The following is a 22,275-nucleotide window of genomic DNA, read 5'->3' as shown; positions in this document are numbered from 1 at the left end:
GGTCTGCTCTCCATGTGGGAGGCAGACCTTGTTGTTTTGACTGAAGTCATTTCATTCCTTCGTTTCTTCCAATGATGAATTCGCCGTGACCGGGTTTCTGCGATAAATCGTCACGCCACCATGCTTGGCCTCTCCTACTACTTGAAAGAGCCAGCCTTTCTCAATCAAAATGGTTCGAACGGATAAAAAATCTTCGCGTGGCACGTTCACTTCATCCACTTGTTCGTCCAATAATTGTTGAAATGTCATTTCCCAATCAGTCATGTTGATTCTCCTTACGTAAGTCTTCATCATGCATCCATTCAAATAGACGACGTCCTGATTCTAAGCGATCCGTCTTGTCTAACAATGTTGCCGGGACGATCCGCGTCGCATCAATCGACTCATCACCGGCAAAAGCGACAGGTTCATTCGTCATCTGTTCAATATATTGAAGTGCAAACAATAAAATCGATTTTTCTGTATCCAATCCACTTTCCCGTAGCACAACATCAAACGACTCATCTCGTTTATTGTCCACTAGTAACGTCCGTCCCCCGTCGAGGAGAGCCAATGATGGCACAGCATCGACATGAAATACTTCATATGCGCGATAGGTCTGCTCATCACACAGTAAAAGGGGAACAAAACGACGTCGGCTCGTCCATTTCTTTAACTGAAACAAAATTTTCATCGAGGTGAACCACGTCGCCCCATCTCGATCTTTTTCCACTAAAATTGTGGGAACTGATGCTTCATCCGCTTCTTTTTTTTGAACGAATAACCATTTTTCTACATCTACCACGACGATCAAATCGTTTTCCTCCTTATGATCCATTCAGACAATGCAATCATCGTCAACGCAAAGAGCCAACCGCCGAGCACGTCACTGAAGTAATGAACGTTCAAGATGACACGGCTGAGCGAAACCGCGAGGACGAGACATAAGAGAATGAAGATGACGACTTTCGACTGTTTCTTTCGATACAGTACATAAGCTGTCAATCCATATAGGGCCAGCGACCCTGAGGCGTGTCCACTCGGAAAACTGTATGTCGTTGCATCAAGGGATGCATCAATGAGCGGTCGATCGATTCCGTAGACGAGCTTTAGCACCTGTGTAAACAGAAGTGTCCCAATTCCAACGAGCGCTAGTCGCCACGCTTCGATACGGTCCCCGCGCCAATACCAAAACAACAACCCTAATATGGAGAGTCCCACAATGACCTGTGCACTCCCGAGCTCTGTCACGTAGGCAAACACTCGATCCGGTAGCGGTTGTAACCATTCATATACGAATGTGTTCATTGGATCGACCGCCCCTAAAACGACAAACACCGACACGATCACATAAGCGACCGTCCCGGTGATGACCACCATTTGCGGTGTCCACTTCATCAATACAACCCTTTTCTTTCACGCATCTCTTCTTCTCCGAAATCGACCATATCTCGCAATCGATGCGCTAATCGTCCTGAAGCGTTGGCAGCGATGGCACCGACGAGATCGTCCATGAACGTATGCACTTGCCCATCATCCATCTTCGTGTCTAGTTGTTTGATGATACCGATTTTTGCCTTGTCTAAGTATCCGAAAGTCGTAACGGCAATCGAACCATATGTGTTGACGGCACCGATCGCAATCGTCTCGTCCACTCCAAATAAACCTTCGTCTGAGGCGATAATCGACAGAAGCGGTTCAGATAATTGGCCTTTTTCAGCCAACATGTCGAGCTCTGAACCAACAAGAATCGCATGTTGTAGTTCACGTTTGTCAAGAACCGCCTCGACAGAATCCATACAATCTTTTAAAGAAAGATGCGGCGAGTAAGGTGCCTGCATCTGGTATACGATTTCAGCAATCGATTCAATCGTGACCCCGCGTTCGAGCAAACGAGCACGAGCCGCTTCTCGGACGTCACGTGAGTGTGGTACGTGTTTCATAATAGGCGCAGGATCGAAATCCCGCTTCACATCCCTTCGTTCAGAGAGTCATCGTCTCTCTATATGATATAACCATTATACTGAAAAATTGAAAAAAGACGAACCCTGCTTTGACTTCCCACATTAAATCGGTCATCATTAACATGTAGGTTAAACGATCAAAGGGGGAAGAGGAATGAAGATTGGGGTAGTCTTATTTCCGTCTAAACAAGTGCAAGATTTTGCGAACTCTTATCGAAAACGCTATGACACAAAATACGCGTTGATTTCACCTCACGTGACCATTAAAGAACGGACAGAGGTATCAGAAGAAGACTTACCGAAAGTACTCGAGTACTTGCAACAAGTTGCGGATTCGACTAAACCGATTCAGTTAAAAGTCGATGGCGTTCGGTCTTTCGCACCAACGAACAATGTCTTGTATTTAAAAGTGTTGCCGACACGTGAACTGTCTGCTCTGCAACAGCGACTTCACGAAGACGTGCTCAGCCAAGCACCGAAATATGAATTCTTGCCGCACATCACGATTGGTCAAGATTTGACCGATGCAGAGCTGTTCGACGTCCTCGAACGTATGCGTATGGAGCAGGTTCATTTCGAAGAGACGATCACTCGGATGGCCGTCATGTATGAACTCGAAAATGAAACATGGAACGTCTATGAGACGTTCCGTTTCCGAGGCTAACCTTATATGCTCCGGTCGACATAGCGACCGGGGTTTTTTTCTTGCTCTTCTTCAAGCCATTCTTCACGTCGAGGTCGGATTCGTTGGACACGCTTGATTCGTGTCACCGGTTCGATGCTCGCTCGACCTGATGGCTGGACTTGTCGGTTGACGTATTGCACGACAGTAAAATCAATCTGATAAGGACCCATGATCTGACCTCCTTCATAGGTCCTTACCCGATTTATTCACGAGGTAATACAAAAATGGCGCATCACTGCGCCATTCCCCAAACTTATAAAATATGGTATCCGCTATCTACGTGAATAACTTCGCCGGTCACGCCGCTTCCCATTCCCGAGAGGAGGAAGAGACCTGTCGAAGCCACTTCTTCTGCCGAAACGTTTCGACGTAACGGCGCCTTCTGTTCAAGTTCAGAAAGGATACTGTTGAAATCGCCGACCCCTTTGGCTGACAATGTACGAATCGGACCAGCTGAAATGGCGTTGACACGCACACCGTGGGGACCGTATTCGTTCGCCAAATACTTGACGCTCGAATCAAGGGCCGCTTTAGCGACACCCATCAAGTTGTAGTTCGGAACGACACGCTCGCCGCCGAGGTAAGTTAGTGTGATCACCGAGGCGTCTTGTGCGAAGTAAGGCTTCGCCGCTTTCACAACTGCCGTCAAACTATATGCTGAGATGTCTAACGCCTGTGCGAACTGACCACGTGTCATTTCTGAGAACTCACCACGCAATGCTTCTTTGTCAGCAAACGCGATCGAATGCGCGATTCCTTGAATCTCACCCGCTTGTTCGTGAATCGAACGGAATGTTGAATCAATCGCTTCGTCATTCGTCACATCACACTCAAGTAGAATCGCTTCTTGCTTCAACTCACTTGCGAGTGACTCGAGACCCGATTTGAATCGTTCTGCCGCATACGTTAACACGAGCTTCGCCCCTGCTTCATCAAGCATTTTGGCAATGGCCCATGCAATCGAGCGCTTGTTCGCAATCCCCATGACGACGTACGTTTTATTCGTTAATGTTGGAAAAATTGACATCATAAACTCCCCTTTTTTAGTACCTGGTGATAATATCTGTTCTCAGATTACAGAAAGGTTTCTGTTTTGTCAACCGACTCGTTACGTATTGCGATTTTTTTAAGTTGCGGTAAGATAAAATACGTATAGAAAGGGTGATTCGACTCCATTATGAACCGTATACAATCATATTTTAAAAGTTTAGATACGACACTGTTGACCATCGTCTTCCTATTGATGATCATCAGTCTCGGTGCAATCTATACCGCTCAACCGATGTTGCCAACGCGACTTCAACATATCAACTTCGCTCTTGAACAAGGCATTCGTTATGTCATCGGCTTTTTTGCGATGTTCGCAATCATGACGATCGAATATGAGCAACTCCGGAAAATCCATTGGTACTTATACGCATTCGGTCTACTTCTGCTCGTCGGTCTGATTCCGCTTCGTGACACGTCGCTCGTACCGAACATCAATGGGGCATATGGATGGTATAACGTACCTGGATTCAGTTTCCAGCCGGCCGAATTCATGAAGCTCTTTTTATTGATTTCCATGTCGACTATCGTCTACGAGCACAATAAACGTTATGGCTCGTCACAACTCGATACGTGGCTCCTCGTGAAACTGGTATTAGTGGCCATCCCGCCGCTCGGTCTGATTGTGACACAACCGGACTTAGGGACCGGGCTCGTCTTGATGACGATGCTCGGCGCCATCATCATCGTCTCGGGAATCGGTTGGAAGTGGCTTCTCGGTCTCTTCAGCGCCGCGGCTTTGACCATCGGCACGTTCATGTATCTGTTCTTTGCCCATTTCGAAGTCTTGCAAGCATTCGTACCTGGACACGCCCTCAACCGCTTCCAGGCCTGGATATATCCATACGAATATTCAGATGACTTGGCATTCCAATTGATCAAATCGCTACAGGCGATCGGTTCTGGACAGATGTTCGGAGTGGGATACGGCCAGGGCCTCGTCTATTTACCGGAATCTCACACGGACTTCATTTTTGCTGTTATCGCAGAACACTATGGGTTCATCGGCGCAGCTCTCGTGATCATCGTCTTCTTCCTATTCCTCTATCGGATGATTCACATTGCATTAGAGTCTAGTAGCGCGTTCGGAAGTTATATCGTCACCGGCGTTATCGCCATGTTCACGTTCCAGGTGTTCCAAAACATCGGTATGACGATCGGTGTCTTGCCAATCACTGGACTCACCCTTCCGTTCATCAGTTACGGGGGGACAGGGATTATCATGAACATGATTGCCATCGGTCTCGTCATGAACGTTGCCTCTAAATCAAAAACCTATATGTTTGATGATGATTGACAAAATCCCTCAAGGTCTAACCTTGAGGGATTTCTTTATATAGTTCGAAAATCTTCCGGAATCGGCGCCTCAATCTGAATCGTATCTCCTGTCATCGGGTGAATGAATCGCGCAGACGCGCTGTGAAGGGCGTGACGGGGCATACGAGCCGTCCCCCCATACATAGAGTCCCCAATGAGCGGATGACCGATATGGCGCAAATGCACGCGAATCTGATGGGTCCGTCCCGTCTCGAGTCGAATCGTCAATAACGAGCCGCTCCCAAACGGCTGACATGCGAGGATGTGCGTGATGGCGCGTTGTCCCTCAGTTGTCACGACTCGCTCCATAATCGAGTTCTCGGCACGCCCGATCGGTGCATCAATCGTTTGTGGCGTCACTTCTTTTTCGACCAATGCCTTATACGTACGCATCAATCCATTCGCTTTCTGAAGTTCGCTGAATCGATGATGGATGAATCCGTACTTTGCAAATAAGACGACACCGCTCGTGTCACGATCGAGTCGATTGATCACATGAATCGCAGATGACAGACCGATGCGTTGATAATAGCCAAGTACAGCGTTCGCAAGTGTATCGGTCGGATGTAGTCGTGATGGGATCGTGGCAATCCCTGCCGGTTTATCGACCGCCAACAGCGTATCGTCTTCATACAGAATTCGAATCGGTCTTTCCGAAGCGACCATGTCGAGTGATGGGGATTCGGGCGGGAATCGGACGATTACTTCATCTCCTGGTTCGAGTTCATGCCTTACGGTGCGGTGCATGCCATTCACTTCAATATCGCCTTCATGCTTCACGAGCGTGAGCATCTTTCGAGAAATGCCCATATCTTGCATTAAAAAGTCGCGAAGTGGGATGGCTTTCTCCACAACGCGACGAATCGTAAACCCTTGCATTCGTTACTTTCCTTCCTCGATGAACGATTCGCGAACTCGGCGCCAGAATGGGAAGGGCCGGAAACGAGCGAACGTCACTTTTTCTTTTGCGACCGCGCATCGAATCGAGACGACATCCGACCAGGACAACGCTTCCTGATGGTCAAACGCCAATTCAAATTCGGTTTTCGTGTGCGGCTTGATTTTCACTTGATGGTGTTTTGGTAAGAGAAGCGGTGCGCCAATCGTTCGATACACTAGGTTGTTGATCGAAGCCATCTCGGTCACTTGAATGGCTTCGATCGATGGGTGAACGATCGCTCCACCGAGTGCCTTATTATAGGCGGTCGAACCCGATGGTGTCGAAATACATAACCCATCTCCACGGAACGTTTCAAAGTAATCGTCTCGAATCGATAAATCACAGACGAGCGTTCGCTTGTAGTTCTTAATCGTACAGTCATTCATCGCCAATCGACGATCGGTCTCTCCGTTCTCATAGTCAATGAGCACTTCAACGAGCGGATAGGAGACTGGCTCGAACGATTCACTCGTGATCATCTCCGTCAGTTCATCCAACTCATCCGGCTGCCAATCGGCATAAAAGCCGAGATGCCCGGTATGAATCCCGACAAGTAGCGTTTCATCGAGTCGGTCGATGTATTTATGAAACGCCTGTAACATCGTCCCGTCCCCTCCGACCGATACTACGATTCGGGGTTCTTCCGATAATGTATGTCCGGCGGCTTGAAGTTTTTCAGTCAGTTCCTGGGCGATTTCCGCTGATCGCGTATCTCCCCTCGATACAATCGCAAACTGCATATCGGTTTCCCCCTAGTCTTCATCCGTTTTCACGTTCATCTCTTTATCCCGAAACACTTGCTGGGCATCCTGAATTTCAACGCGGAGTTGGCTCATCTCGGCATCGAGTAAAAAGGCCGCCTCGGCTGCGCGTCTCAATCGTTCCTGCACTTCAAGAGGCATGTCGCCATCATATTTATAATTCAATGAATGCTCGATCGTGGCCCAGAAATTCATCGCAAGCGTGCGGATTTGCACTTCCACGAGCGTCGGGATTTCACCGTGAATCGTTTGGACCGGGTACTCGATGATGACATGATACGATCGATAACCCGAATCTTTCTGATGGGTAATGTAATTCCGTTCTTCCACTATTTTAAAATCTGTTCGACGATGTAGCAAATCCAAGACGTGAACGATATCATCGACAAATTGGCACATGATTCGTAATCCTGCTATATCTTGCATATCCGTCGCCAATTCATGGTCAGCGATATTCTTTCGTTTCGCTTTCTCAAGAATGCTCCCGACCGGTTTCACTCGACCTGTGACAAATTCAATCGGAGAATGGTCATTTTGGGATTTGAACTGCTTACGAACGGCTTTCAATTTGACTTTCAACTCGTCTACCGCAATTTGATACGGCACTAAAAACTGATCCCAGTTCACTGATTGCATACGCTGTCACCACTTTCGTTCTTTTCCGGAAAAAACGCGTCCTTTCCGTATGTATCCGTTTGTATGGTATCATAAACGAACAATTGTTCATAGAATGGAGCGATGATTCATGACCCAAGAAGTGGAAATTGAATTTAAATCAATGTTGACGAAAGACGAATATGAGACACTCCTACGTGCCTATCAGCTTGATGATCAGGTTCGTTGGCAAGCGAATGACTATTTCGATACCCCTTCCTTTCAGCTAAAAGCGAACGGGGCGGCACTTCGAATTCGCGAGAAGAATCAAGGTCAAGTGCTGACGTTGAAGCAACCAAACGAGGTCGGATTGCTTGAGACACATGCCACTATTACAGAAGATGAGGCTGAGGATCTGTTTAAGTACGGTATCATTCATGACGAGCAAATGAAACAGGCACTGGCCCCGTTCCAGCTGAATGCACCACTCGAACACCTCGGTCGACTTGAGACGAATCGGGCAGAGTTACAGATAGAAGACGGTCTACTCGTTTTGGACGAAAGCCATTATTTGGAGACGAGCGACTATGAAATAGAATTTGAAGTGACGAATGAAGAAGAGGGAAAACGTGCGTTCGAAGGACTTCTTGCAAAACACGGTCTCCCCTATCGTCCCGCCAAAAATAAAATCGTCCGATTCATGGAATTAAAAATGAGTCGGTTGGAAGGTTGAGCAGATACATTGCCAACCTTTTTTTTTCGTTGCTACAATGAGTTTACAAAGTTAAATGAGTTTTTTGACGAGAGGAGGCGACACAAATGGAACTTGAACAATGTAATGGGTCATCCTGTTCACTGGAAGAAACTCCTATTCAAGTAACGTATAAGCCATTGGAGTTATTCTATTTTATGGACATCTCAAGTCCTGAGAACTTTCACGTGATGACACTGATCAAAAAGTTAGAGATTGAATACGGACATGTGATTCGTTTTCGAATGGTCTCTACCGTTCCTAGCTGTGTTGGCGGATGTCAGGAAGAAGTTCGCCTTCTCACCATGATCAAAGCGCTGGAATTACAAGGGAAACGTCATGCGATGCGCTTCTTGCGTCATTTGCATGTGAATGATCTATTCTCTGGTGAACAACTTGGTTCAATCGATTTATGGGAAATTGCACGTTCTTTCGAAGAGTATGGCCTTGATTTAAGTGAACTTGAAGCCGATCTTCAATCGAACCAGCTCTTGAATGCATTAGCTGTCGACCATCAAGTGTTGAAAGATTGGGAGATTGAGTCATTGCCCGCACTCACGTTCGTGACGCGCGATGAAGCATTGAAGATTGAAGGGGTATATCCGTACGATGTCTATCAATCGGTCATGACTGAATTGTTAGGTTATGCACCGAGCCGTACGACCGATTGGGATGTAGCCAAAGTGTTGGCACGCTATGATGCTTCGACCATCACAGAGCTATCGTACATTCTAGACATGGAGAAGACAGTGATTGAACGCGAATTGAAGAAGCTCTCCCTGCAACAGCGTTGCCGTCCTGTGCCAGGATGTAGCGGTGAAGCGTGGGCTCAAACGAAATAAAAAAGAACCCCATGGCCGGGGAGCCATGGGGTTTTTGACGTCTCAAGCGGGGACAAGAGACATCGAACCTTGAGGCCCGGGGAAGGCCTACAAGATGGGAGAAAGTTTACGGTCAATAAAGGGGTTTGTGATTGATTTCACACTTATAATATACCTAGAACAGAATCACATGACAACCTCTTTGTGCACATTGTCACATATTGTTCACGAGAACAATAATGATTCCATTTCATCAAGAACTGCCTCGAACTGATCGAGCGCCTTCAATACCGGCTCCTTCGTTGTCATATCGACACCAGCCGCCTTCAGCACCTCAATCGGATAGTCACTAGAACCCGCCTTCAAGAAGTTATCGATATAACGACGTACGGCTGGCTCCCCTTCTTCCATGATCTGTTGTGACAGTGCAGCAGATGCCGAAATCCCTGTCGCATATTGATAGACGTAGTAGTTGTAATAGAAGTGTGGGATGCGCGCCCACTCATATGAAATCTCTTCATCGATGACAATCTCGTCTCCGAAATAGCGTTTGTTCAACTCGAGGTACGTTTCATTTAAGTACTCCGGAGTGAGCGATACGCCTTCTTGAGCAGCTTGATGAATCATGTGTTCGAATTCAGCGAACATCGTTTGACGGAACAATGTTCCACGGAACGTTTCAAGCTGATTGTTCAGCAAGTAGAGACGCTCCTCTTTCGCTGTTCTCGTTTTCAACAAATGGTCATTCAACAAAGCTTCGTTCGTCGTCGACGCCACTTCTGCAACGAAGATTGAGTAATCGCCATACGGATATGGTTGCGATGTGCGTGTGTAATGACTATGCACAGAGTGTCCGAACTCGTGTGCGAGCGTGAACAAGTTATTGACGTTATCTTGCCAGTTCATGAGGATGAACGGTTGCGTATCGTACGCTCCCGAGGAGTAAGCACCGCTACGCTTACCACGCGTCTCTCGCACATCGACCCAACGCGACTCGAGACCGTCTTTGACAATTTGGACGTACTCTTCTCCGAGTGGTGCCAAACCATCTACCATCCATTGTTTCGCTTCCTCATATGACACTTTCATCTCGACATCTTTGACGAGCGGTGTGTAGAGGTCATACATATGCAACTCATCTAAGCCGAGCGCTCGCTTACGTAACGCGACATAACGATGTAACAAGTCGAGTCGTTCGTTCACTGCTTCTACAAGGCCGTCGTATACAGACTCCGGAATCGCATTATGGTGGAGTGCGGACTGTCTTGCACTTTCAAATTTACGCACAGTCGCATAGAAGTTATCTTTCTTCACACTTCCTGACAATGTCGAGGAGAACGTATTCAAATATTGCGCGTACGTCCCGTACATCGCTTTAAATGCCCCTTCGCGGACGCTTCGGTCAGCCGATTCAAGGAACGTGATATATCGACCGTGCGTCAACTCGACTTCTTCCCCTTTTTCATTTTTCACTTTCGGGAATTTCAAATCCGCGTTGTTGAGCATACCGAACGTCGAGCTCGATTGACCGAGCACATCTCCGGCTTGTGCCAAAATGGCTTCTTCTGCCTCTGTCAATACGTGCGGACGCTCAAGTGCCAACTCATCGAATGCATGACGATAAACGCGAAGTGACTCATTCTGCTCCATGAAGGCTTCAATCTGATTCTCATCAATCGAAAGCAACTCAGGTGTCATAAACGCGAGTTGCGCTGAAACTTGAGAAGCAAGTGAGCCGGCACGATCATTCAATGCTTGATAATGGCTATTCGCCGTATCTTCATCATAGCGCATATGCGCATATGTATATAGCTTATGTAACTGACGTGAGAGATCGTCCCGAAGTTGCAACGCTTCGTATAACGTCTCCGCCGACTCCCCAAGGCGTCCTTTAAATCCAATCAATTCCGGTACTTTCTCTTTTAACGCTTGAAAATCCGATTCCCAAGCCTCGTCATTGCTGTAGATGGTCTCTAAGTTCCACGTTTCTTCCACTGGAACTTGTTGTCTAGTCAATACCTCTGACATACGTCCACTTCCTTTTCGATGATTTAGTCGATTGTAAGATCAATCGCTGAAGTCCTTGAAACAAACGTGTATCGTGATGTCTGGCCTCCTCGTAATGCTTCGGATGCGGCCATGACCTGACATCACAGGATAGACGACTCGCATTCAAGAGTTGTTTCCATTGTACATGAAATGACTGGGAAAAGTCGCTTGTCGGTGTCACCCCAAATTGTCGACACGTTTTTTGAATACTCCATTCCACGGAATCGTGAGGTGACTCGTAGCGATTCAAATAAAGAACGGTTTGAAAATCAATCGGATGCACACGAATTCCCCAAAGCGATGATAGCGGAAGGTAACAGGCGGTCGGTAATAATGCGGGTAACAGACCAAGTGGATAGAGCCGATTCAATATGAGCCGTCGATTTAACGGAGATGGGTAAAGAGGCGACATCCGTTTACGACGAATCATCTCTGTCCATTCAAAAGCATCGAACCGGTAGTAAGCTTCGTACGGTGACGTGTTCACGGATGATGAGATTTCCCAGCTTCCGATTCCGTACTTAATCGAAATCGGAAATCCATTGAAGCGTAACAATCTCCCATTTCTCACCGTCAACAACCGATGTCTCTGAAACATTTCTAGACGCATCCATGGTTGAAACGATTGATTGCTTCTCAAATCGAGACCGCTCGCAATCCAAATGACATCAAGCCCCGCTCGTCGATAATCAATCGTTCGCTCGGCGTATTCTTCCGGTCGCAAGGGAGATGCCTGAATTTCGAACACGGTGTGCTGCCCGTCCATGTTCGTGAGGATGTCAGCCCGACGATTCTTAATCGTCACTTCTTGCTCGACTGGATAGCCTTTCTCTTGAAGCCACTGGCACACCGCCCATTTATCCTGATGGTGCGTGACCGATTCAGCCCTCCCACAGGTGTGGATATGCGCAAAATGTAGCCGTCGCTTCACACCTTGCTTCACAATCAATACTTCCTGACAAGTCGGACATCGAAAAGGAGCAAGTTGCTCTGCTTGCATCCGATTTAATGTAAAGGAATCAATGATATCCCCTTCCCGATCGATTGCAAACCGCATCTTGCTCCCTCCTCATAGCAATGGTGAAAACATTCTGGCTAATGATTCAACGAGTTTGATAAAGAATGACCGTTTCGCGAACTCTTCTAATACGAGTTCGTGAGACCCTTCGAAATCATCATATAAGTCTTGTTTCAGTTGATGGACTGAGTTCGTGTTATAGAGGAGCGCATTGACCTCGAAGTTCAAATGAAAGCTCCGAAAATCCATGTTCGCCGTCCCAATCGTGGCTAATCCATCATCCACCACGATGACTTTCGAATGCATGAATCCCTTCTCATATAGATAGATCTTTACCCCGGCGAGTAACAGTTCTTCGTAATAGGACCGACTCGCGTAGAACACGATTTTATGGTCGGGATAACTCGGTAAGACGATGCGGACATCAATTCCTGATAATGATGCCGTCTTTAAGGCACTCATAATGTCCTCATCCGGAATCAAGTAAGGTGACGAAATGTAGACAGATTTTTTCGCAGCATTGATGAGTGAAAAGTAAATGGACTTCATCGTCTCATACGGTTCATCCGGTCCACTCGCAACGATTTGAACCCCTCCGCTCGCACTTCTTACCGTTTCAAGCGGCTCTAGATAGAACGGTGTGAACAGGCGTTCCCCAGTCATGTAATACCAATCTTGCAAGAAAATCAATTGTAGTTCAGATACCCCTTCTCCTCTGACATACAGATGGGTGTCGCGCCAAAACCCGAACTTAGAGTGCTCACCCAAGTACTCATCCCCTACATTCAAGCCACCTGTGAATGCCTCCGTACCATCGATGACCACGATTTTTCGGTGGTTTCGATAGTTCGTCTTACTTGAAACGAGTGGCAATACAACTGGAAAGAACGCCTGGACTTGGACACCGGCTTGCTTCATCTCTTCAAAGAACGTGCCGCTCGTATGAATGGACCCGACGGCATCATACAAAAATCGGACTTCGATCCCCGCCTTCGCTTTTTCGATCAAGATCCGCTGTATTTCCCGAGAAATGCGATCTTCCCGGAAAATATAATACTCTAGATGGATGTGTCGGGACGCTCCTTTCAGAGCCGGCAATAACTTCGAAAATTTTTCACGGCCGTTCGTCAAGATTTGCGTATACGTATTCGATGAGACCGGTAGCTGGTTCAACGAAGAAGTCAAATGCATCAGCTTCTCGTAATCGTCGTGGGCGAACATGAGGGACGGCGATAACGTCATCGCTTTCTGACGATAGGCCAAGTACGTCTCTTCATCAAGCATCGCTTTTTCTTTGAACATTCGTTTACGGCGATAGTTCTGACCGAATACAAAGTATGCGAATAATCCGATGACCGGAAAACCAATCATGACAATTGCCCAAATGAGCGTACGTTGTGGATTTCGATTTTCAAGTAAGATGACGAGCAATATGCTGAACGTTGTCAAAAAGACGAGAATCGAGAACAATCCGATTACTTGTGAGCTCCAGTAATACGATAATATCGCAATGAGTCCTGCGAGCAAAATGAGGGAAAAGAGTACTTGTATGCGTCGCAACATATTATAAGCTGACCTCGTTTCTGTCATGTATTATCATTAATTATACATCGTAACGTCATCTTTTTGAGGGGAGCGAATGAATTATGGGGACTTTTCTGATCACCGGTGCGACAAGTGGGATTGGTCGCGCCGTCGCTTTGCAGTTGACTGGTAAGGGGCACCGTGTCATCGGGATCGGTCGGGATGAAACAAGAGGCGCCGCTCTCGAGTCTGATTCAAATGGACAAGCCACATTCATTCGAAGTGACCTTGCTTCGATAGAGGACATCGACCATCTTTTCTCTCAATTGAAAGAACAAGGTGTGACCTTGAACGGATTATTCAATAACGCTGCCACATTCGGCAGACCGGGTACCCCTGAGCGTTTGACACATGAGTCGTATACTGAGGTGTTCGAGGTCAACCTGTATGCGCTGAACACCGTCACACAACACGCCATTCCCTTGTTTGACCAAGGAGCGAGTGTCGTCAACAATGCCGCCATCGTCGGGCACGTCAAGTTCCCTCCGATGCTCGCGCACTATGCCGCTTCAAAAGCGGCCGTAGTGGCCTTAACCAAAACGTTCGCGCACCGAATGAAAGGAAAAGTAAGATTCAATGCCGTTTGTTTTGGACCGATTGATACACCTCTTAGTCACAAGTTATACGGTGGTGAAGCGAAGTTTAAAGAGGCGATGACTCACCATTTCCGGGGACATGCCGCCCTCCCTGAGGAAGTAGCGCCGGTCGTAGAATTTTTATTGACTGATGCTTCAACTTACATTAACGGCCAAGCCATCACAGTCGATGGCGGATATACATTGTCTTGAACAGAGACCACCTCTTCTTTTGAACAGGTGGTCTCTACTCATGTCGTCATCTTTTTGGCCCGATTGATCTTATTGTGTAAATAGTTCTGTTCTTTCACATGAAGACGATCCCAATCAATCACATCCACAAAATATTGAATCATGTCCTCAAAGGTCGAATCGAGCGTTTCATGCGCTTGAAGGCGCGCCATTCGAATCGCTTCAAACACGGACCCCATCACAAAGATATCTCGGCTCGCATAAGTCTGCATCGGCGATAGCGATTCAAATAGAATCGTCTCAAGCGTTTTTCGTTTCACATGCCAGTCAGACTTCCCGTTCGAATACAAAAAATCACCATCTGGTAATTCACAAAGTTCTCTTAAAATATCCCCGATGTAATGAATCGCATGAATTGCGGTGTTCGGATCATTGATTCCTGGAGAGATTCCTCTTAGCGCAATCTCACTCAATTTTTCAATCGCAAATGACGGTTCTTGCATCGAAGAACGCACTTCCCCAATCTCAAATAACTCGATATCCGGTGCGTCCTCGCCTTTCCAAAACCCGAGTAAATCACCTTTGGCAACGAAATCCCCGACGGCTACGACGGACTCAAAGTCCGTTTCATGATCTCCTTGTTTCTCTCTTAAAAACAATCGGATGTACCCCGTTTGCGGAGCTCGTACCGCTTGACCTTCCAATGAATGGACAGATCGAGGCAAGACGAGATGAACCTCATCCGACTCAATCGCATCTTTTTGCTCGCTGATGACGGAGAGCGCTTCTTTATGTAACGCGGATAATAGACGTTCCGCCTGAATCGAAACACTGATCGTCTGGATGAACTTGACGAATGCCCAAATCGAACCAATAACTAAGAGCACACTGATCCCGGACGACAACACGACGCCTTCATCTGCCGTACGGACGAGGAATAGGTTCGAAATTCCATAAACCGTCGTCATGATGAAAAGACCGAGCGTATGCTTGGCCGACGTGTTCGTCAAAAAGTTATTGATTGTCCGGGGAGAGAACTGAGAGGAATACGTTGTCAATACGACCAGAATCGTGGAAAAACTGAACGTCATCATCGTCATCAGGCTCGTAAATGTCGAAGACAACACAGACGCCGCTGAGTCCAGGTCTAAATAAATAAAGCCTGGTAATAAATCACGAAAGAAATCCCCAAACACTTGGGTTAATGCCGTTAATACGATGCCACCCGTTCCGTATAAAAATGGGACAAACCATGCACTGTCATCAAGTAGTAATCGAATTCGTCTCACCATACCAACACCTCTTTACCGTCGATTTGAAAAAATCGCCTGTCCAACTGAACAGGCGATGTGTCATTAGAAATAGTGACGCACTTTCGCAAAGACGTCGCCATCGAGAATGAGTTTTCCATACTCTTCAAGCATCGGTTGCGTCTGTGTGCTGAATGTTAAATATTCTGCTAAAAGACTGAGTGCATTCTCTTCGTCTTCCGGTTCCGTTTCATCCGGGAAATCAATCCACAAGTAGTAACGGTCTTGATAATGGTATAGTTTCAAATCAAGATCGCTGAACATGTCTCCTGTACGTTTACTCAGCGAAATGATTGCCTCGAAATCATTTGTTTCCATCGCGAGTGGTGCCCAAGCATCTGCCTCGGCTTCAAGTTCATCCAACTCACTCAATTGGTCGAGTACCGATTGTTGATCCCGTGCCTCATCGATTGCTGATCGAAGAAGCGAACCGAGTTCAGAATCGTCTTCCGTGTCCATTACATTTTTCGCGATTGTCACAGTCACTTCTAGACCTTTTTCAAAAGCTTGTACTTGAATCCATAGTGGACCATCAAACGAGATGTCTTCACGTTCGTGAGCCTCGTCCATCATTTGCCAGAACAGCTGCTCGCCACGTTCTCGGTTGTACCAAATTTCATCACGAGCAAAACCACGTTTTTCGATATCCACGTATGTGATGAAAAATTTGACGGTATTATCATTGATGCGCTCAATTTTCACGATTGTCCACTCCCTTCTCACCTCGCTCCCAATTCACATAAGGAGGAGAGGGGAAATTGTCTTGTTATCTTTGTACCCTTTTTAACATCGTTCAATCTAGATGAAGGGTTATAACTTTATTTTATAGGAAATAATCGATAATAAAAAGCACACTGCTTAAACAGTATGCTCTCATTCATTCACAAGTCGCTGGGCTTCCTGTAATTGGAACGTCCGAACTTTACGTGGCAAGAATCGACGAATCTCATCTTCGTTATATCCGACCTGTAAACGTTTCTCATCAATCAGAATCGGACGACGTAAAAGACCTGGATATTCTTGAATCAAATCGTAAAGCTGTTGAAGAGATAGCGCATCAACAGACACATCGATTTTAGAGAAGACTTTCGAGCGAGTCGAAATGATTTCATCCGTCCCGTCTTCCGTCATACGTAAAATTTGTTTAATCTCATTCAATGAGAGCGGTTCTGAAAATATATTTCGTTCTGTAAACGGGATATCATGTTCTTCGAGCCAAGCCCGTGCCTTTCGGCAAGATGTACAGCTTGGAGACGTATAAAGTGTGACCATTTTTCTTCCTCCCTGATCGAGTATGCGTCCATCTTTTTAAGTGACTCTATTTGTATACCCAAATTCGCATCCACTTAATTATAGTAATTCTTATTTATCAAAACTTCAATGATATTCTTTATCAATCAGATATGAAAAGAGGGCGCATTCGTTGAATGCGACCTTGAACGACCTAACTTAAGACGCAGGGATTCGAGAAACCGGTTGAGACACCGTCTCTTTCCCTGGCTTGACTTGTAAGTCTTTCAACTTTTTCTTCAATACTTCTTTCAAAAGTCTCTTTTTCTCTCGCAGAACTTTGTCACGTTCTTTCATGGCCTCTCACCCCCATACAGCGTAAGGAACCGACCGAGCATTACCGATTCTAAAAATCTTGAAGTTGCACTATATCTACATTTAAATTATAGCACACTCGTTTGTGAAATGTGAATCATTCTTACACGTTCATCTCAAATTTAAACGGATATCATTTGCAATGAATTGAAGAAACCTGTATAGTTTATAGAAATAACCTTTTTATTTTAAAGGAGGAGAGCGATGATGAGAATCACTTTAGAAACGATTATGAAACATCCGGTTACCCAAAAATATTTAACTCGATCTGGCTTAAAACATGCGGTCGACGTCAGTGAACGCGCTCTCGAAATGGCAACGAAACGTGGTCTTGATACAGATTTGGCGACGAAAGCTGCGCTTCTTCATGATATCGGACACTATGAATGGTATACAGAAGGTAAATGGAATTATGATTTGTATCGTCAGAACGATATCCATGCGATCAAGGGGGCCGAACGCGCCCACAAATTATTGATTCGTTTAGGGGAAGATCCAGCCCGAGCAAAAGAGATTTCTGTCATGATTCTCTTGCACACGGATTCCTACCTACCACCGAGTCGTATTCAACGAACTCCACTTCAACAGCTCGTCCATGACGCTGACACGTATGTGGAGCAGCCAGGCGGTCTTCATCATTACGAGACAATGGAAATTGAAGATGCGTTAGCTCGCGTCCGTCAAATCGACGCCATCGTGGAACGTCTTTCTAATTTACCACGCATCTCGAACGGATAATCAGTCACCTACTTTAATAGGTGATTTTTTTGTGCAAAAAAAATCCTGACTCAATAAATGAGTCAGGATTGATTTCGTTATACGAGTTGCGCTTTATACGCTTCGTACTCTTCGTCTGTGAGCGAGACATAGTGCCCCGGCTCAACTTCGCGAAGTGGCGGGATACTTGAATCTTCATCTGAACGGCCGACTGGACCTTTTGATGTTGACTCGTATACGATCCGCTTACGTGTACGTTCATGCTCCGGGTCCGGAAGCGGAATCGCTGAAAGGAGCGATTTCGTGTATGCATGAATTGGGTTCTCGTAAAGGCGATCTGCTGTCGCAAGCTCTACGAGGTGACCTTGATACATAACACCGATACGGTCAGAGATGTATTTAACCATCGACAAGTCGTGGGCGATGAACAAATACGTCAAATCGCGATCGCGTTGCAATTCTTTCATCAAGTTGACGACCTGGGCTTGAATTGAAACGTCAAGTGCTGAGATCGGCTCATCGGCGATGATGAAGTCCGGTTCAACCGCAAGAGCACGGGCAATCCCGATACGCTGACGCTGACCACCTGAGAATTCATGTGGATAACGGCTTGCGTGCTCTTTTGTCAAACCAACTGTTTCAAGAAGGTCATATACGCGATTCATGCGGTCTTCTTTCGTCTTCGCAAGACCGTGAATATCGATTCCTTCTGCAATGATATCGGCGACTGTCATACGCGGATTGAGCGAAGCGTATGGATCTTGGAAAATCATTTGCATCGCACGGTTGAATTTCAACTTGTCTGCCTTCGATTTTTTATCGTGGACGTTTTCGCCTTTGAACACGACATCACCATCCGTCGCGTCGTAGAGACCGATAATCGTACGTCCTGTCGTTGACTTCCCACAACCAGACTCACCTACGAGCCCAAGCACTTCACCTTTGTAAATATCGAATGAGATCCCGTCGACCGCTTTGACAACACGGCCACGACCAATTTTAAAGTGCTGCTTCAGGTTTTTTACCTCGAGTAATTTCTCGCGTTCCATTATTCAGCACCACCTTTCGTAAACGATTTTGCGAACGCACTGTCTGGACGATATTTGAGAGCGAGTTCACGAATCGCACGTGGCGGATTAACCGCTGGTGCTTGTGGGTGTAACAACCAACTTGAAGCAAAGTGTGTATCACTTACTTGGAACATCGGTGGCTCTTTCTCAAAATCAATCTTCATCGCGTATGGATTACGCGGTGCGAACGCATCCCCTTTTGGAGGATCGAGCAAGTTCGGAGGCGTACCCGGGATTGCCGGTAACGCTTCATTGCGGTCATCCGTCGGACGCGGCATCGAACCGAGAAGCCCCCATGTGTATGGGTGACGTGGTTCGTAGAAAATTTCATCAACCGTTCCTTTTTCAACGAGACGTCCCGCATACATAACAGCAACACGGTCAGCCATGTTCGCAACAACGCCAAGGTCGTGCGTGATGAAGATAATCGCTGTGCCAGTCTTTTGCTGAATGTCTTTTAACAGTTCAAGAATCTGCGCTTGAATCGTTACGTCGAGTGCTGTTGTCGGTTCATCGGCAATCAACACTTTTGGGTTACAAGCGAGTGCGATCGCAATAACGATCCGTTGGCGCATCCCACCAGAAAGTTGGTGTGGATACTGTTTCAAGCGTGCTTCAGGGTTTGGAATCCCTACAAGTGTCAACAGTTCGAGCGTACGTTTCTTCGCATCCTCACCCGTTAACCCTTGGTGCTGTTTCAACCCTTCTGCGATTTGCTTGTAAATCGTCATCGTCGGGTTGAGCGATGTCATCGGGTCTTGGAAAATCATTGCGATGTCGCGACCACGAATTTTAAGCATTTCTTTTTCCGAAAGTTTCGCCAAGTCTTTTCCTTCGAACATGATTTCTCCGTTCGTGATTTCACCTGGAGGGTTCGGAATGAGACGCATAATTGCCTTAGAAGTAACGGATTTACCTGAACCCGATTCTCCTACGATGGCGAGCGTCTCGCCTTTTTTCAAATCAAACGAAACACCACGAACAGCCTGAACTGTTCCTGCATATGTGTGGAACGAGACCTCTAAGTCTCGGACTGATAAAATCGTTTCCATGCACGAGTCCCCCTCTTTCTTTTTTATTTACGCATTTTCGGATCGAACGCATCACGCAAACCGTCAGCAAGCAAGTTGAAGCTGACCATAAGCAAGACGATGATGACAGACGGGATAATAAGAAGGAACGGGAATGTCCGTAGTTCTTTGTATCCATCGTTGATCAACGTACCAAGTGATGCCTGTGGTGGTTGAAGCCCGATTCCGATAAAGCTGAGGAATGCCTCGAAGAAAATAGCAGATGGAATCGTGAACATGAGTGTGATGATAATAGCACCCAATGTGTTCGGAATTAAATGTTTGAAAATCAAGCGTCCACTTGAAGCACCGAGTGTACGAGCTGCCAAGACGAACTCTTGGTTTTTGAGTTTAAGAATCTGCCCTCGAACGAGTCGACTCATCCCAATCCAACCGGTGATGGCCATGGCAAGGATGATGGTGAAGACACCTGGGTCAAAGATCAAGATGAACAAGATGATCAAAATCAAGTTAGGTACACCTGTCAAGATTTCAACAATACGTTGCATGATGTTATCCGTACGTCCACCGAAGTAAGCTGAAATACCACCGTACGCGACTCCAATGATTGTATCGATGATGGCTGCGACTAAACCGATGAAGAGGGAGATTCGTGTCCCTTCCCAAATCCGCGACCAAAGATCACGACCGAGATAATCGGTACCAAACCAGAAGTTTTCTTCTACATTCTTCTGTTCGTAGAAGTCGATTTCACGACCTCCAAGTGTTGCCAACCCATCAAATCCAGCCCATTCAAGTCCAGTGACTTTAGGCGGTAGTTTTGCTTGCGAGATGTTCTGTTCGTATGCATCTCGGCTTGAGAGCATCGGTCCAAACAAAGCGAGTGCGACGAGAATTAAAATAATCGAGAGCGAGATGATAGCCGCCTTGTTTTTCTTTAGGCGCATCCATGCATCTTGCCAAAAGTTCAAACTTTTTCCGGCAATCCGCTCACCAAGCTGTTCATTCATTTCAACTGGTGTGAACATGTCTTGGTCGAACTGTTCGTAATTCTTTTTGTTTTCAATCATCAGTTATTCCCCCCAAGACGAATACGTGGGTCCACAACCCCATAGAGCAAGTCGACAAGTAAAATGATAATAATGAAGAGGGCCGAGAAGAAGAGTGTCGTGCCCATGATGACAGAGTAATCATTCAACGTGATTGACGTAACGAACAATTCTCCAAGACCAGGTACTGCGAAAATTTTCTCGATAACGAATGTACCCGTTAAAAGTCCAGCTGTCATCGGTCCAAGAATCGTGATCGCTGGGATCATCGCGTTGCGTACCATGTGTTTCCATACGATGGCGTTACCCGTCAACCCTTTCGCTTTCGCGAGCGTGACATAGTCTTGTCCGGTTACTTCTAACATCTCGGTTCGGACGAAACGGGCAATTGATGCCGTAACCCCGAGCGATAACGAGATGGTTGGTAAAATCGTATGAGCTGGTGATTCCCAGAATGCTACCGGGAGCAACTGTAATTTAACTCCAACATAGTACTGAAGGAGGGCTGCAAAGACGAACGATGGGACGGAAATCCCGATTACCGATACGAACATTGCACCATAGTCAATTGCCGTATTGTGACGAATCGCCGCAACAACACCCAACAATACACCTAATAGAGTTCCAAGTACTAATGCCTGAACCCCTAATTGTGCCGATGGACCGATACGTTCCATAATCAACTCAGTTACTGGACGGTTAGCCGTACGGAACGATACGCCAAGGTCACCTTGTAGCATGTTTCCAATGTACGTCGCATAGCGGACCGGAAGCGGATCATTGAGTCCGTAGCGGTCATTCAACAATTGAATTTGTGATTCTGTCAGTTTTTCCTGGTTCTGATAAGGCGAACCTGGGAGCAGGTCCATCAGGAAGAACGTGAACGTGGCAATCAAGAAGAACGTGATGAGGCCGTAAGTCAGCCGTTGTAGGATATAACGTCCCATGAATAAAAACCCCCTGTTTTGTCTAATTCTTTCTACTACTTGCACCAACAGCATCACTATGACATATGACCTATTTTTCAAATTCACAAAATGAAAGGAATTTTCTGAAAGAATAGCTTATACGTCATCTCAAGGCTCTTAGTACAGCGACTGAAAATAAAGAAAATTCTTTTCAGAGATTATTCTGAATTTTCACTGTTACTACATTATACTTTACCAACAAAACATTTGAACAGTATTTTCTCATACTTCGCTAGAATTTTTTAGAA

The 22,275-nt window shown here is 46.3% G+C and carries 26 protein-coding genes; 6 read left to right on the top strand and 20 right to left on the bottom strand.

Annotated elements, in window-relative coordinates; translation table 11 throughout:
• Positions 1 to 51 precede the first annotated feature (51 nt).
• From KNO68_RS01755 to KNO68_RS01740, 4 genes are read right to left on the bottom strand one after another with little or no spacing between them, the layout of a single operon-like run.
• Entirely contained in the window at positions 52 to 264 is a 213-nt protein-coding gene (locus KNO68_RS01755; RefSeq protein WP_214687874.1) for a hypothetical protein, read from the bottom strand.
• Positions 257 to 793, bottom strand: coding sequence for a hypothetical protein (locus tag KNO68_RS01750; RefSeq protein WP_015881235.1), 537 nt, complete (start codon positions 791 to 793; stop codon positions 257 to 259). The genes KNO68_RS01755 and KNO68_RS01750 overlap by 8 nt, the downstream gene beginning before the upstream one ends.
• Complete coding sequence (locus tag KNO68_RS01745) at positions 790 to 1,377, bottom strand: phosphatase PAP2 family protein (protein WP_215111980.1); 588 nt, start codon at positions 1,375 to 1,377, stop codon at positions 790 to 792. Before KNO68_RS01745 ends, KNO68_RS01750 begins: the two co-directional genes overlap by 4 nt.
• A complete protein-coding gene (locus KNO68_RS01740; protein ID WP_015881233.1) occupies positions 1,377 to 1,922 on the bottom strand; it encodes a phosphatidylglycerophosphatase A family protein in 546 nt (181 codons plus the stop codon). The genes KNO68_RS01745 and KNO68_RS01740 overlap by 1 nt, the downstream gene beginning before the upstream one ends.
• Before the next feature lie 175 nt (positions 1,923 to 2,097).
• Between KNO68_RS01740 and KNO68_RS01735 the strand changes: the two genes are divergently transcribed.
• Positions 2,098 to 2,607, top strand: a complete 510-nt coding sequence (locus KNO68_RS01735) for a YjcG family protein (protein WP_074035055.1) — start codon at positions 2,098 to 2,100, stop codon at positions 2,605 to 2,607.
• Between the two features lie 2 nt (positions 2,608 to 2,609).
• On the opposite strand, the gene KNO68_RS01730 is transcribed toward KNO68_RS01735, so the two are convergent.
• Both KNO68_RS01730 and fabI read right to left on the bottom strand, forming a co-directional pair.
• Positions 2,610 to 2,798 carry a hypothetical protein gene (locus tag KNO68_RS01730; protein ID WP_015881231.1) on the bottom strand — a complete coding sequence of 63 codons (189 nt, stop codon included), beginning with the start codon at positions 2,796 to 2,798 and terminating at the stop codon, positions 2,610 to 2,612.
• Between the two features lie 83 nt (positions 2,799 to 2,881).
• Positions 2,882 to 3,655, bottom strand: coding sequence for an enoyl-ACP reductase FabI (gene fabI / locus KNO68_RS01725; protein ID WP_215111979.1), 774 nt, complete (start codon positions 3,653 to 3,655; stop codon positions 2,882 to 2,884).
• 150 nt (positions 3,656 to 3,805) lie between these two features.
• On the opposite strand from fabI, the gene KNO68_RS01720 reads away from it, so the two are divergent.
• Positions 3,806 to 4,972 carry an FtsW/RodA/SpoVE family cell cycle protein gene (locus KNO68_RS01720; protein WP_214757156.1) on the top strand — a complete coding sequence of 389 codons (1,167 nt, stop codon included), beginning with the start codon at positions 3,806 to 3,808 and terminating at the stop codon, positions 4,970 to 4,972.
• Positions 4,973 to 5,007: 35 nt separating this feature from the next.
• On the opposite strand, the gene KNO68_RS01715 is transcribed toward KNO68_RS01720, so the two are convergent.
• The 3 genes from KNO68_RS01715 to yjbM are packed head-to-tail and all read right to left on the bottom strand — an operon-like array spanning position 5,008 to position 7,329.
• Positions 5,008 to 5,871, bottom strand: coding sequence for an RluA family pseudouridine synthase (locus KNO68_RS01715; RefSeq protein WP_214812128.1), 864 nt, complete (start codon positions 5,869 to 5,871; stop codon positions 5,008 to 5,010).
• A gap of 3 nt (positions 5,872 to 5,874) precedes the next feature.
• Positions 5,875 to 6,672, bottom strand: a complete 798-nt coding sequence (locus KNO68_RS01710; RefSeq protein ID WP_015881227.1) for an NAD kinase — start codon at positions 6,670 to 6,672, stop codon at positions 5,875 to 5,877.
• Positions 6,673 to 6,684: 12 nt separating this feature from the next.
• Positions 6,685 to 7,329: a GTP diphosphokinase gene (gene yjbM / locus KNO68_RS01705; protein ID WP_015881226.1), complete on the bottom strand. Its 645-nt coding sequence runs from the start codon at positions 7,327 to 7,329 to the stop codon at positions 6,685 to 6,687.
• Between the two features lie 109 nt (positions 7,330 to 7,438).
• Here yjbM and KNO68_RS01700 point away from each other — a divergent pair, with 109 nt between their 5' ends.
• Positions 7,439 to 8,020, top strand: coding sequence for a CYTH domain-containing protein (locus KNO68_RS01700; protein WP_215111978.1), 582 nt, complete (start codon positions 7,439 to 7,441; stop codon positions 8,018 to 8,020).
• Between the two features lie 86 nt (positions 8,021 to 8,106).
• Complete coding sequence (locus KNO68_RS01695) at positions 8,107 to 8,880, top strand: DsbA family protein (protein WP_214817399.1); 774 nt, start codon at positions 8,107 to 8,109, stop codon at positions 8,878 to 8,880.
• Between the two features lie 204 nt (positions 8,881 to 9,084).
• On the opposite strand, the gene pepF is transcribed toward KNO68_RS01695, so the two are convergent.
• Genes pepF through cls form a run of 3 tightly spaced genes read right to left on the bottom strand, consistent with a single transcriptional unit; the run spans position 9,085 to position 13,489 of the window.
• A complete protein-coding gene (gene pepF / locus KNO68_RS01690; RefSeq protein ID WP_214812122.1) occupies positions 9,085 to 10,887 on the bottom strand; it encodes an oligoendopeptidase F in 1,803 nt (600 codons plus the stop codon).
• The gene (locus KNO68_RS01685) at positions 10,868 to 11,965 is read right to left on the bottom strand and encodes a competence protein CoiA (RefSeq protein ID WP_214730892.1); all 1,098 of its coding nucleotides are present in this window, start codon (positions 11,963 to 11,965) and stop codon (positions 10,868 to 10,870) included. Before KNO68_RS01685 ends, pepF begins: the two co-directional genes overlap by 20 nt.
• A 12-nt stretch (positions 11,966 to 11,977) precedes the next feature.
• Positions 11,978 to 13,489: a cardiolipin synthase gene (gene cls, locus KNO68_RS01680; protein ID WP_215111977.1), complete on the bottom strand. Its 1,512-nt coding sequence runs from the start codon at positions 13,487 to 13,489 to the stop codon at positions 11,978 to 11,980.
• Between the two features lie 83 nt (positions 13,490 to 13,572).
• Between cls and KNO68_RS01675 the strand changes: the two genes are divergently transcribed.
• Positions 13,573 to 14,298, top strand: coding sequence for an SDR family NAD(P)-dependent oxidoreductase (locus KNO68_RS01675; protein ID WP_214813891.1), 726 nt, complete (start codon positions 13,573 to 13,575; stop codon positions 14,296 to 14,298).
• 38 nt (positions 14,299 to 14,336) lie between these two features.
• On the opposite strand, the gene KNO68_RS01670 is transcribed toward KNO68_RS01675, so the two are convergent.
• The 4 genes from KNO68_RS01670 to KNO68_RS01655 all read right to left on the bottom strand — a co-directional run bounded on the left by KNO68_RS01670 (position 14,337) and on the right by KNO68_RS01655 (position 17,174).
• Positions 14,337 to 15,569 (bottom strand): DUF2254 domain-containing protein, encoded by a 1,233-nt coding sequence (locus KNO68_RS01670; RefSeq protein ID WP_215111976.1) that lies wholly within the window; start codon positions 15,567 to 15,569, stop codon positions 14,337 to 14,339.
• A 63-nt stretch (positions 15,570 to 15,632) separates the two neighbouring features.
• A complete protein-coding gene (mecA, locus tag KNO68_RS01665) occupies positions 15,633 to 16,289 on the bottom strand; it encodes an adaptor protein MecA (RefSeq protein ID WP_215111975.1) in 657 nt (218 codons plus the stop codon).
• A 171-nt stretch (positions 16,290 to 16,460) separates the two neighbouring features.
• Positions 16,461 to 16,859 carry a transcriptional regulator SpxA gene (gene spxA, locus KNO68_RS01660; RefSeq protein ID WP_015881217.1) on the bottom strand — a complete coding sequence of 133 codons (399 nt, stop codon included), beginning with the start codon at positions 16,857 to 16,859 and terminating at the stop codon, positions 16,461 to 16,463.
• 177 nt (positions 16,860 to 17,036) lie between these two features.
• Entirely contained in the window at positions 17,037 to 17,174 is a 138-nt protein-coding gene (locus KNO68_RS01655) for a hypothetical protein (RefSeq protein ID WP_015881216.1), read from the bottom strand.
• A 222-nt stretch (positions 17,175 to 17,396) separates the two neighbouring features.
• Between KNO68_RS01655 and KNO68_RS01650 the strand changes: the two genes are divergently transcribed.
• On the top strand, positions 17,397 to 17,930 hold the full coding sequence (locus tag KNO68_RS01650) for an HD domain-containing protein (protein WP_215111974.1): 534 nt from the start codon (positions 17,397 to 17,399) through the stop codon (positions 17,928 to 17,930).
• 77 nt (positions 17,931 to 18,007) lie between these two features.
• On the opposite strand, the gene KNO68_RS01645 is transcribed toward KNO68_RS01650, so the two are convergent.
• The 4 genes from KNO68_RS01645 to opp3b are packed head-to-tail and all read right to left on the bottom strand — an operon-like array spanning position 18,008 to position 22,006.
• A complete protein-coding gene (locus KNO68_RS01645) occupies positions 18,008 to 18,958 on the bottom strand; it encodes an ABC transporter ATP-binding protein (RefSeq protein WP_015881214.1) in 951 nt (316 codons plus the stop codon).
• The gene (locus tag KNO68_RS01640) at positions 18,958 to 20,031 is read right to left on the bottom strand and encodes an ABC transporter ATP-binding protein (protein ID WP_015881213.1); all 1,074 of its coding nucleotides are present in this window, start codon (positions 20,029 to 20,031) and stop codon (positions 18,958 to 18,960) included. The genes KNO68_RS01645 and KNO68_RS01640 overlap by 1 nt, the downstream gene beginning before the upstream one ends.
• A 23-nt stretch (positions 20,032 to 20,054) precedes the next feature.
• Positions 20,055 to 21,080 carry an oligopeptide ABC transporter permease gene (opp3C, locus tag KNO68_RS01635; RefSeq protein ID WP_078146603.1) on the bottom strand — a complete coding sequence of 342 codons (1,026 nt, stop codon included), beginning with the start codon at positions 21,078 to 21,080 and terminating at the stop codon, positions 20,055 to 20,057.
• Positions 21,080 to 22,006 (bottom strand): oligopeptide ABC transporter permease, encoded by a 927-nt coding sequence (gene opp3b / locus KNO68_RS01630; protein WP_078146602.1) that lies wholly within the window; start codon positions 22,004 to 22,006, stop codon positions 21,080 to 21,082. Before opp3b ends, opp3C begins: the two co-directional genes overlap by 1 nt.
• Positions 22,007 to 22,275 lie beyond the last annotated feature (269 nt).

Source organism: Exiguobacterium sp. s75, assembly GCF_018617145.1.
In the GTDB taxonomy this organism is placed as follows: Bacteria; Bacillota; Bacilli; order Exiguobacteriales; family Exiguobacteriaceae; genus Exiguobacterium; species Exiguobacterium profundum.
This window is presented reverse-complemented; position numbering and strand designations above follow the sequence as displayed.

What these genes read in the sequence shown, in the direction of transcription:
- KNO68_RS01695 (WP_214817399.1), top strand. Translation starts at nt 8,107, where the DNA reads ATGGAACTTGAACAATGTAATGGGTCATCCTGTTCACTGGAAGAAACT.
- KNO68_RS01675 (WP_214813891.1), top strand. Translation starts at nt 13,573, where the DNA reads ATGGGGACTTTTCTGATCACCGGTGCGACAAGTGGGATTGGTCGCGCC.
- KNO68_RS01730 (WP_015881231.1), bottom strand. Translation starts at nt 2,798, where the DNA reads ATGGGTCCTTATCAGATTGATTTTACTGTCGTGCAATACGTCAACCGA.
- KNO68_RS01740 (WP_015881233.1), bottom strand. Translation starts at nt 1,922, where the DNA reads ATGAAACACGTACCACACTCACGTGACGTCCGAGAAGCGGCTCGTGCT.
- KNO68_RS01655 (WP_015881216.1), bottom strand. Translation starts at nt 17,174, where the DNA reads ATGAAAGAACGTGACAAAGTTCTGCGAGAGAAAAAGAGACTTTTGAAA.
- KNO68_RS01720 (WP_214757156.1), top strand. Translation starts at nt 3,806, where the DNA reads ATGAACCGTATACAATCATATTTTAAAAGTTTAGATACGACACTGTTG.
- KNO68_RS01700 (WP_215111978.1), top strand. Translation starts at nt 7,439, where the DNA reads ATGACCCAAGAAGTGGAAATTGAATTTAAATCAATGTTGACGAAAGAC.
- pepF (WP_214812122.1), bottom strand. Translation starts at nt 10,887, where the DNA reads ATGTCAGAGGTATTGACTAGACAACAAGTTCCAGTGGAAGAAACGTGG.
- KNO68_RS01755 (WP_214687874.1), bottom strand. Translation starts at nt 264, where the DNA reads ATGACTGATTGGGAAATGACATTTCAACAATTATTGGACGAACAAGTG.
- opp3b (WP_078146602.1), bottom strand. Translation starts at nt 22,006, where the DNA reads ATGGGACGTTATATCCTACAACGGCTGACTTACGGCCTCATCACGTTC.
- opp3C (WP_078146603.1), bottom strand. Translation starts at nt 21,080, where the DNA reads ATGATTGAAAACAAAAAGAATTACGAACAGTTCGACCAAGACATGTTC.
- KNO68_RS01710 (WP_015881227.1), bottom strand. Translation starts at nt 6,672, where the DNA reads ATGCAGTTTGCGATTGTATCGAGGGGAGATACGCGATCAGCGGAAATC.
- KNO68_RS01640 (WP_015881213.1), bottom strand. Translation starts at nt 20,031, where the DNA reads ATGGAAACGATTTTATCAGTCCGAGACTTAGAGGTCTCGTTCCACACA.
- spxA (WP_015881217.1), bottom strand. Translation starts at nt 16,859, where the DNA reads ATGGTCACACTTTATACGTCTCCAAGCTGTACATCTTGCCGAAAGGCA.
- KNO68_RS01645 (WP_015881214.1), bottom strand. Translation starts at nt 18,958, where the DNA reads ATGGAACGCGAGAAATTACTCGAGGTAAAAAACCTGAAGCAGCACTTT.
- KNO68_RS01735 (WP_074035055.1), top strand. Translation starts at nt 2,098, where the DNA reads ATGAAGATTGGGGTAGTCTTATTTCCGTCTAAACAAGTGCAAGATTTT.
- yjbM (WP_015881226.1), bottom strand. Translation starts at nt 7,329, where the DNA reads ATGCAATCAGTGAACTGGGATCAGTTTTTAGTGCCGTATCAAATTGCG.
- KNO68_RS01715 (WP_214812128.1), bottom strand. Translation starts at nt 5,871, where the DNA reads ATGCAAGGGTTTACGATTCGTCGCGTTGTGGAGAAAGCCATCCCACTT.
- KNO68_RS01670 (WP_215111976.1), bottom strand. Translation starts at nt 15,569, where the DNA reads ATGGTGAGACGAATTCGATTACTACTTGATGACAGTGCATGGTTTGTC.
- cls (WP_215111977.1), bottom strand. Translation starts at nt 13,489, where the DNA reads ATGTTGCGACGCATACAAGTACTCTTTTCCCTCATTTTGCTCGCAGGA.
- KNO68_RS01745 (WP_215111980.1), bottom strand. Translation starts at nt 1,377, where the DNA reads ATGAAGTGGACACCGCAAATGGTGGTCATCACCGGGACGGTCGCTTAT.
- fabI (WP_215111979.1), bottom strand. Translation starts at nt 3,655, where the DNA reads ATGTCAATTTTTCCAACATTAACGAATAAAACGTACGTCGTCATGGGG.
- KNO68_RS01650 (WP_215111974.1), top strand. Translation starts at nt 17,397, where the DNA reads ATGATGAGAATCACTTTAGAAACGATTATGAAACATCCGGTTACCCAA.
- KNO68_RS01685 (WP_214730892.1), bottom strand. Translation starts at nt 11,965, where the DNA reads ATGCGGTTTGCAATCGATCGGGAAGGGGATATCATTGATTCCTTTACA.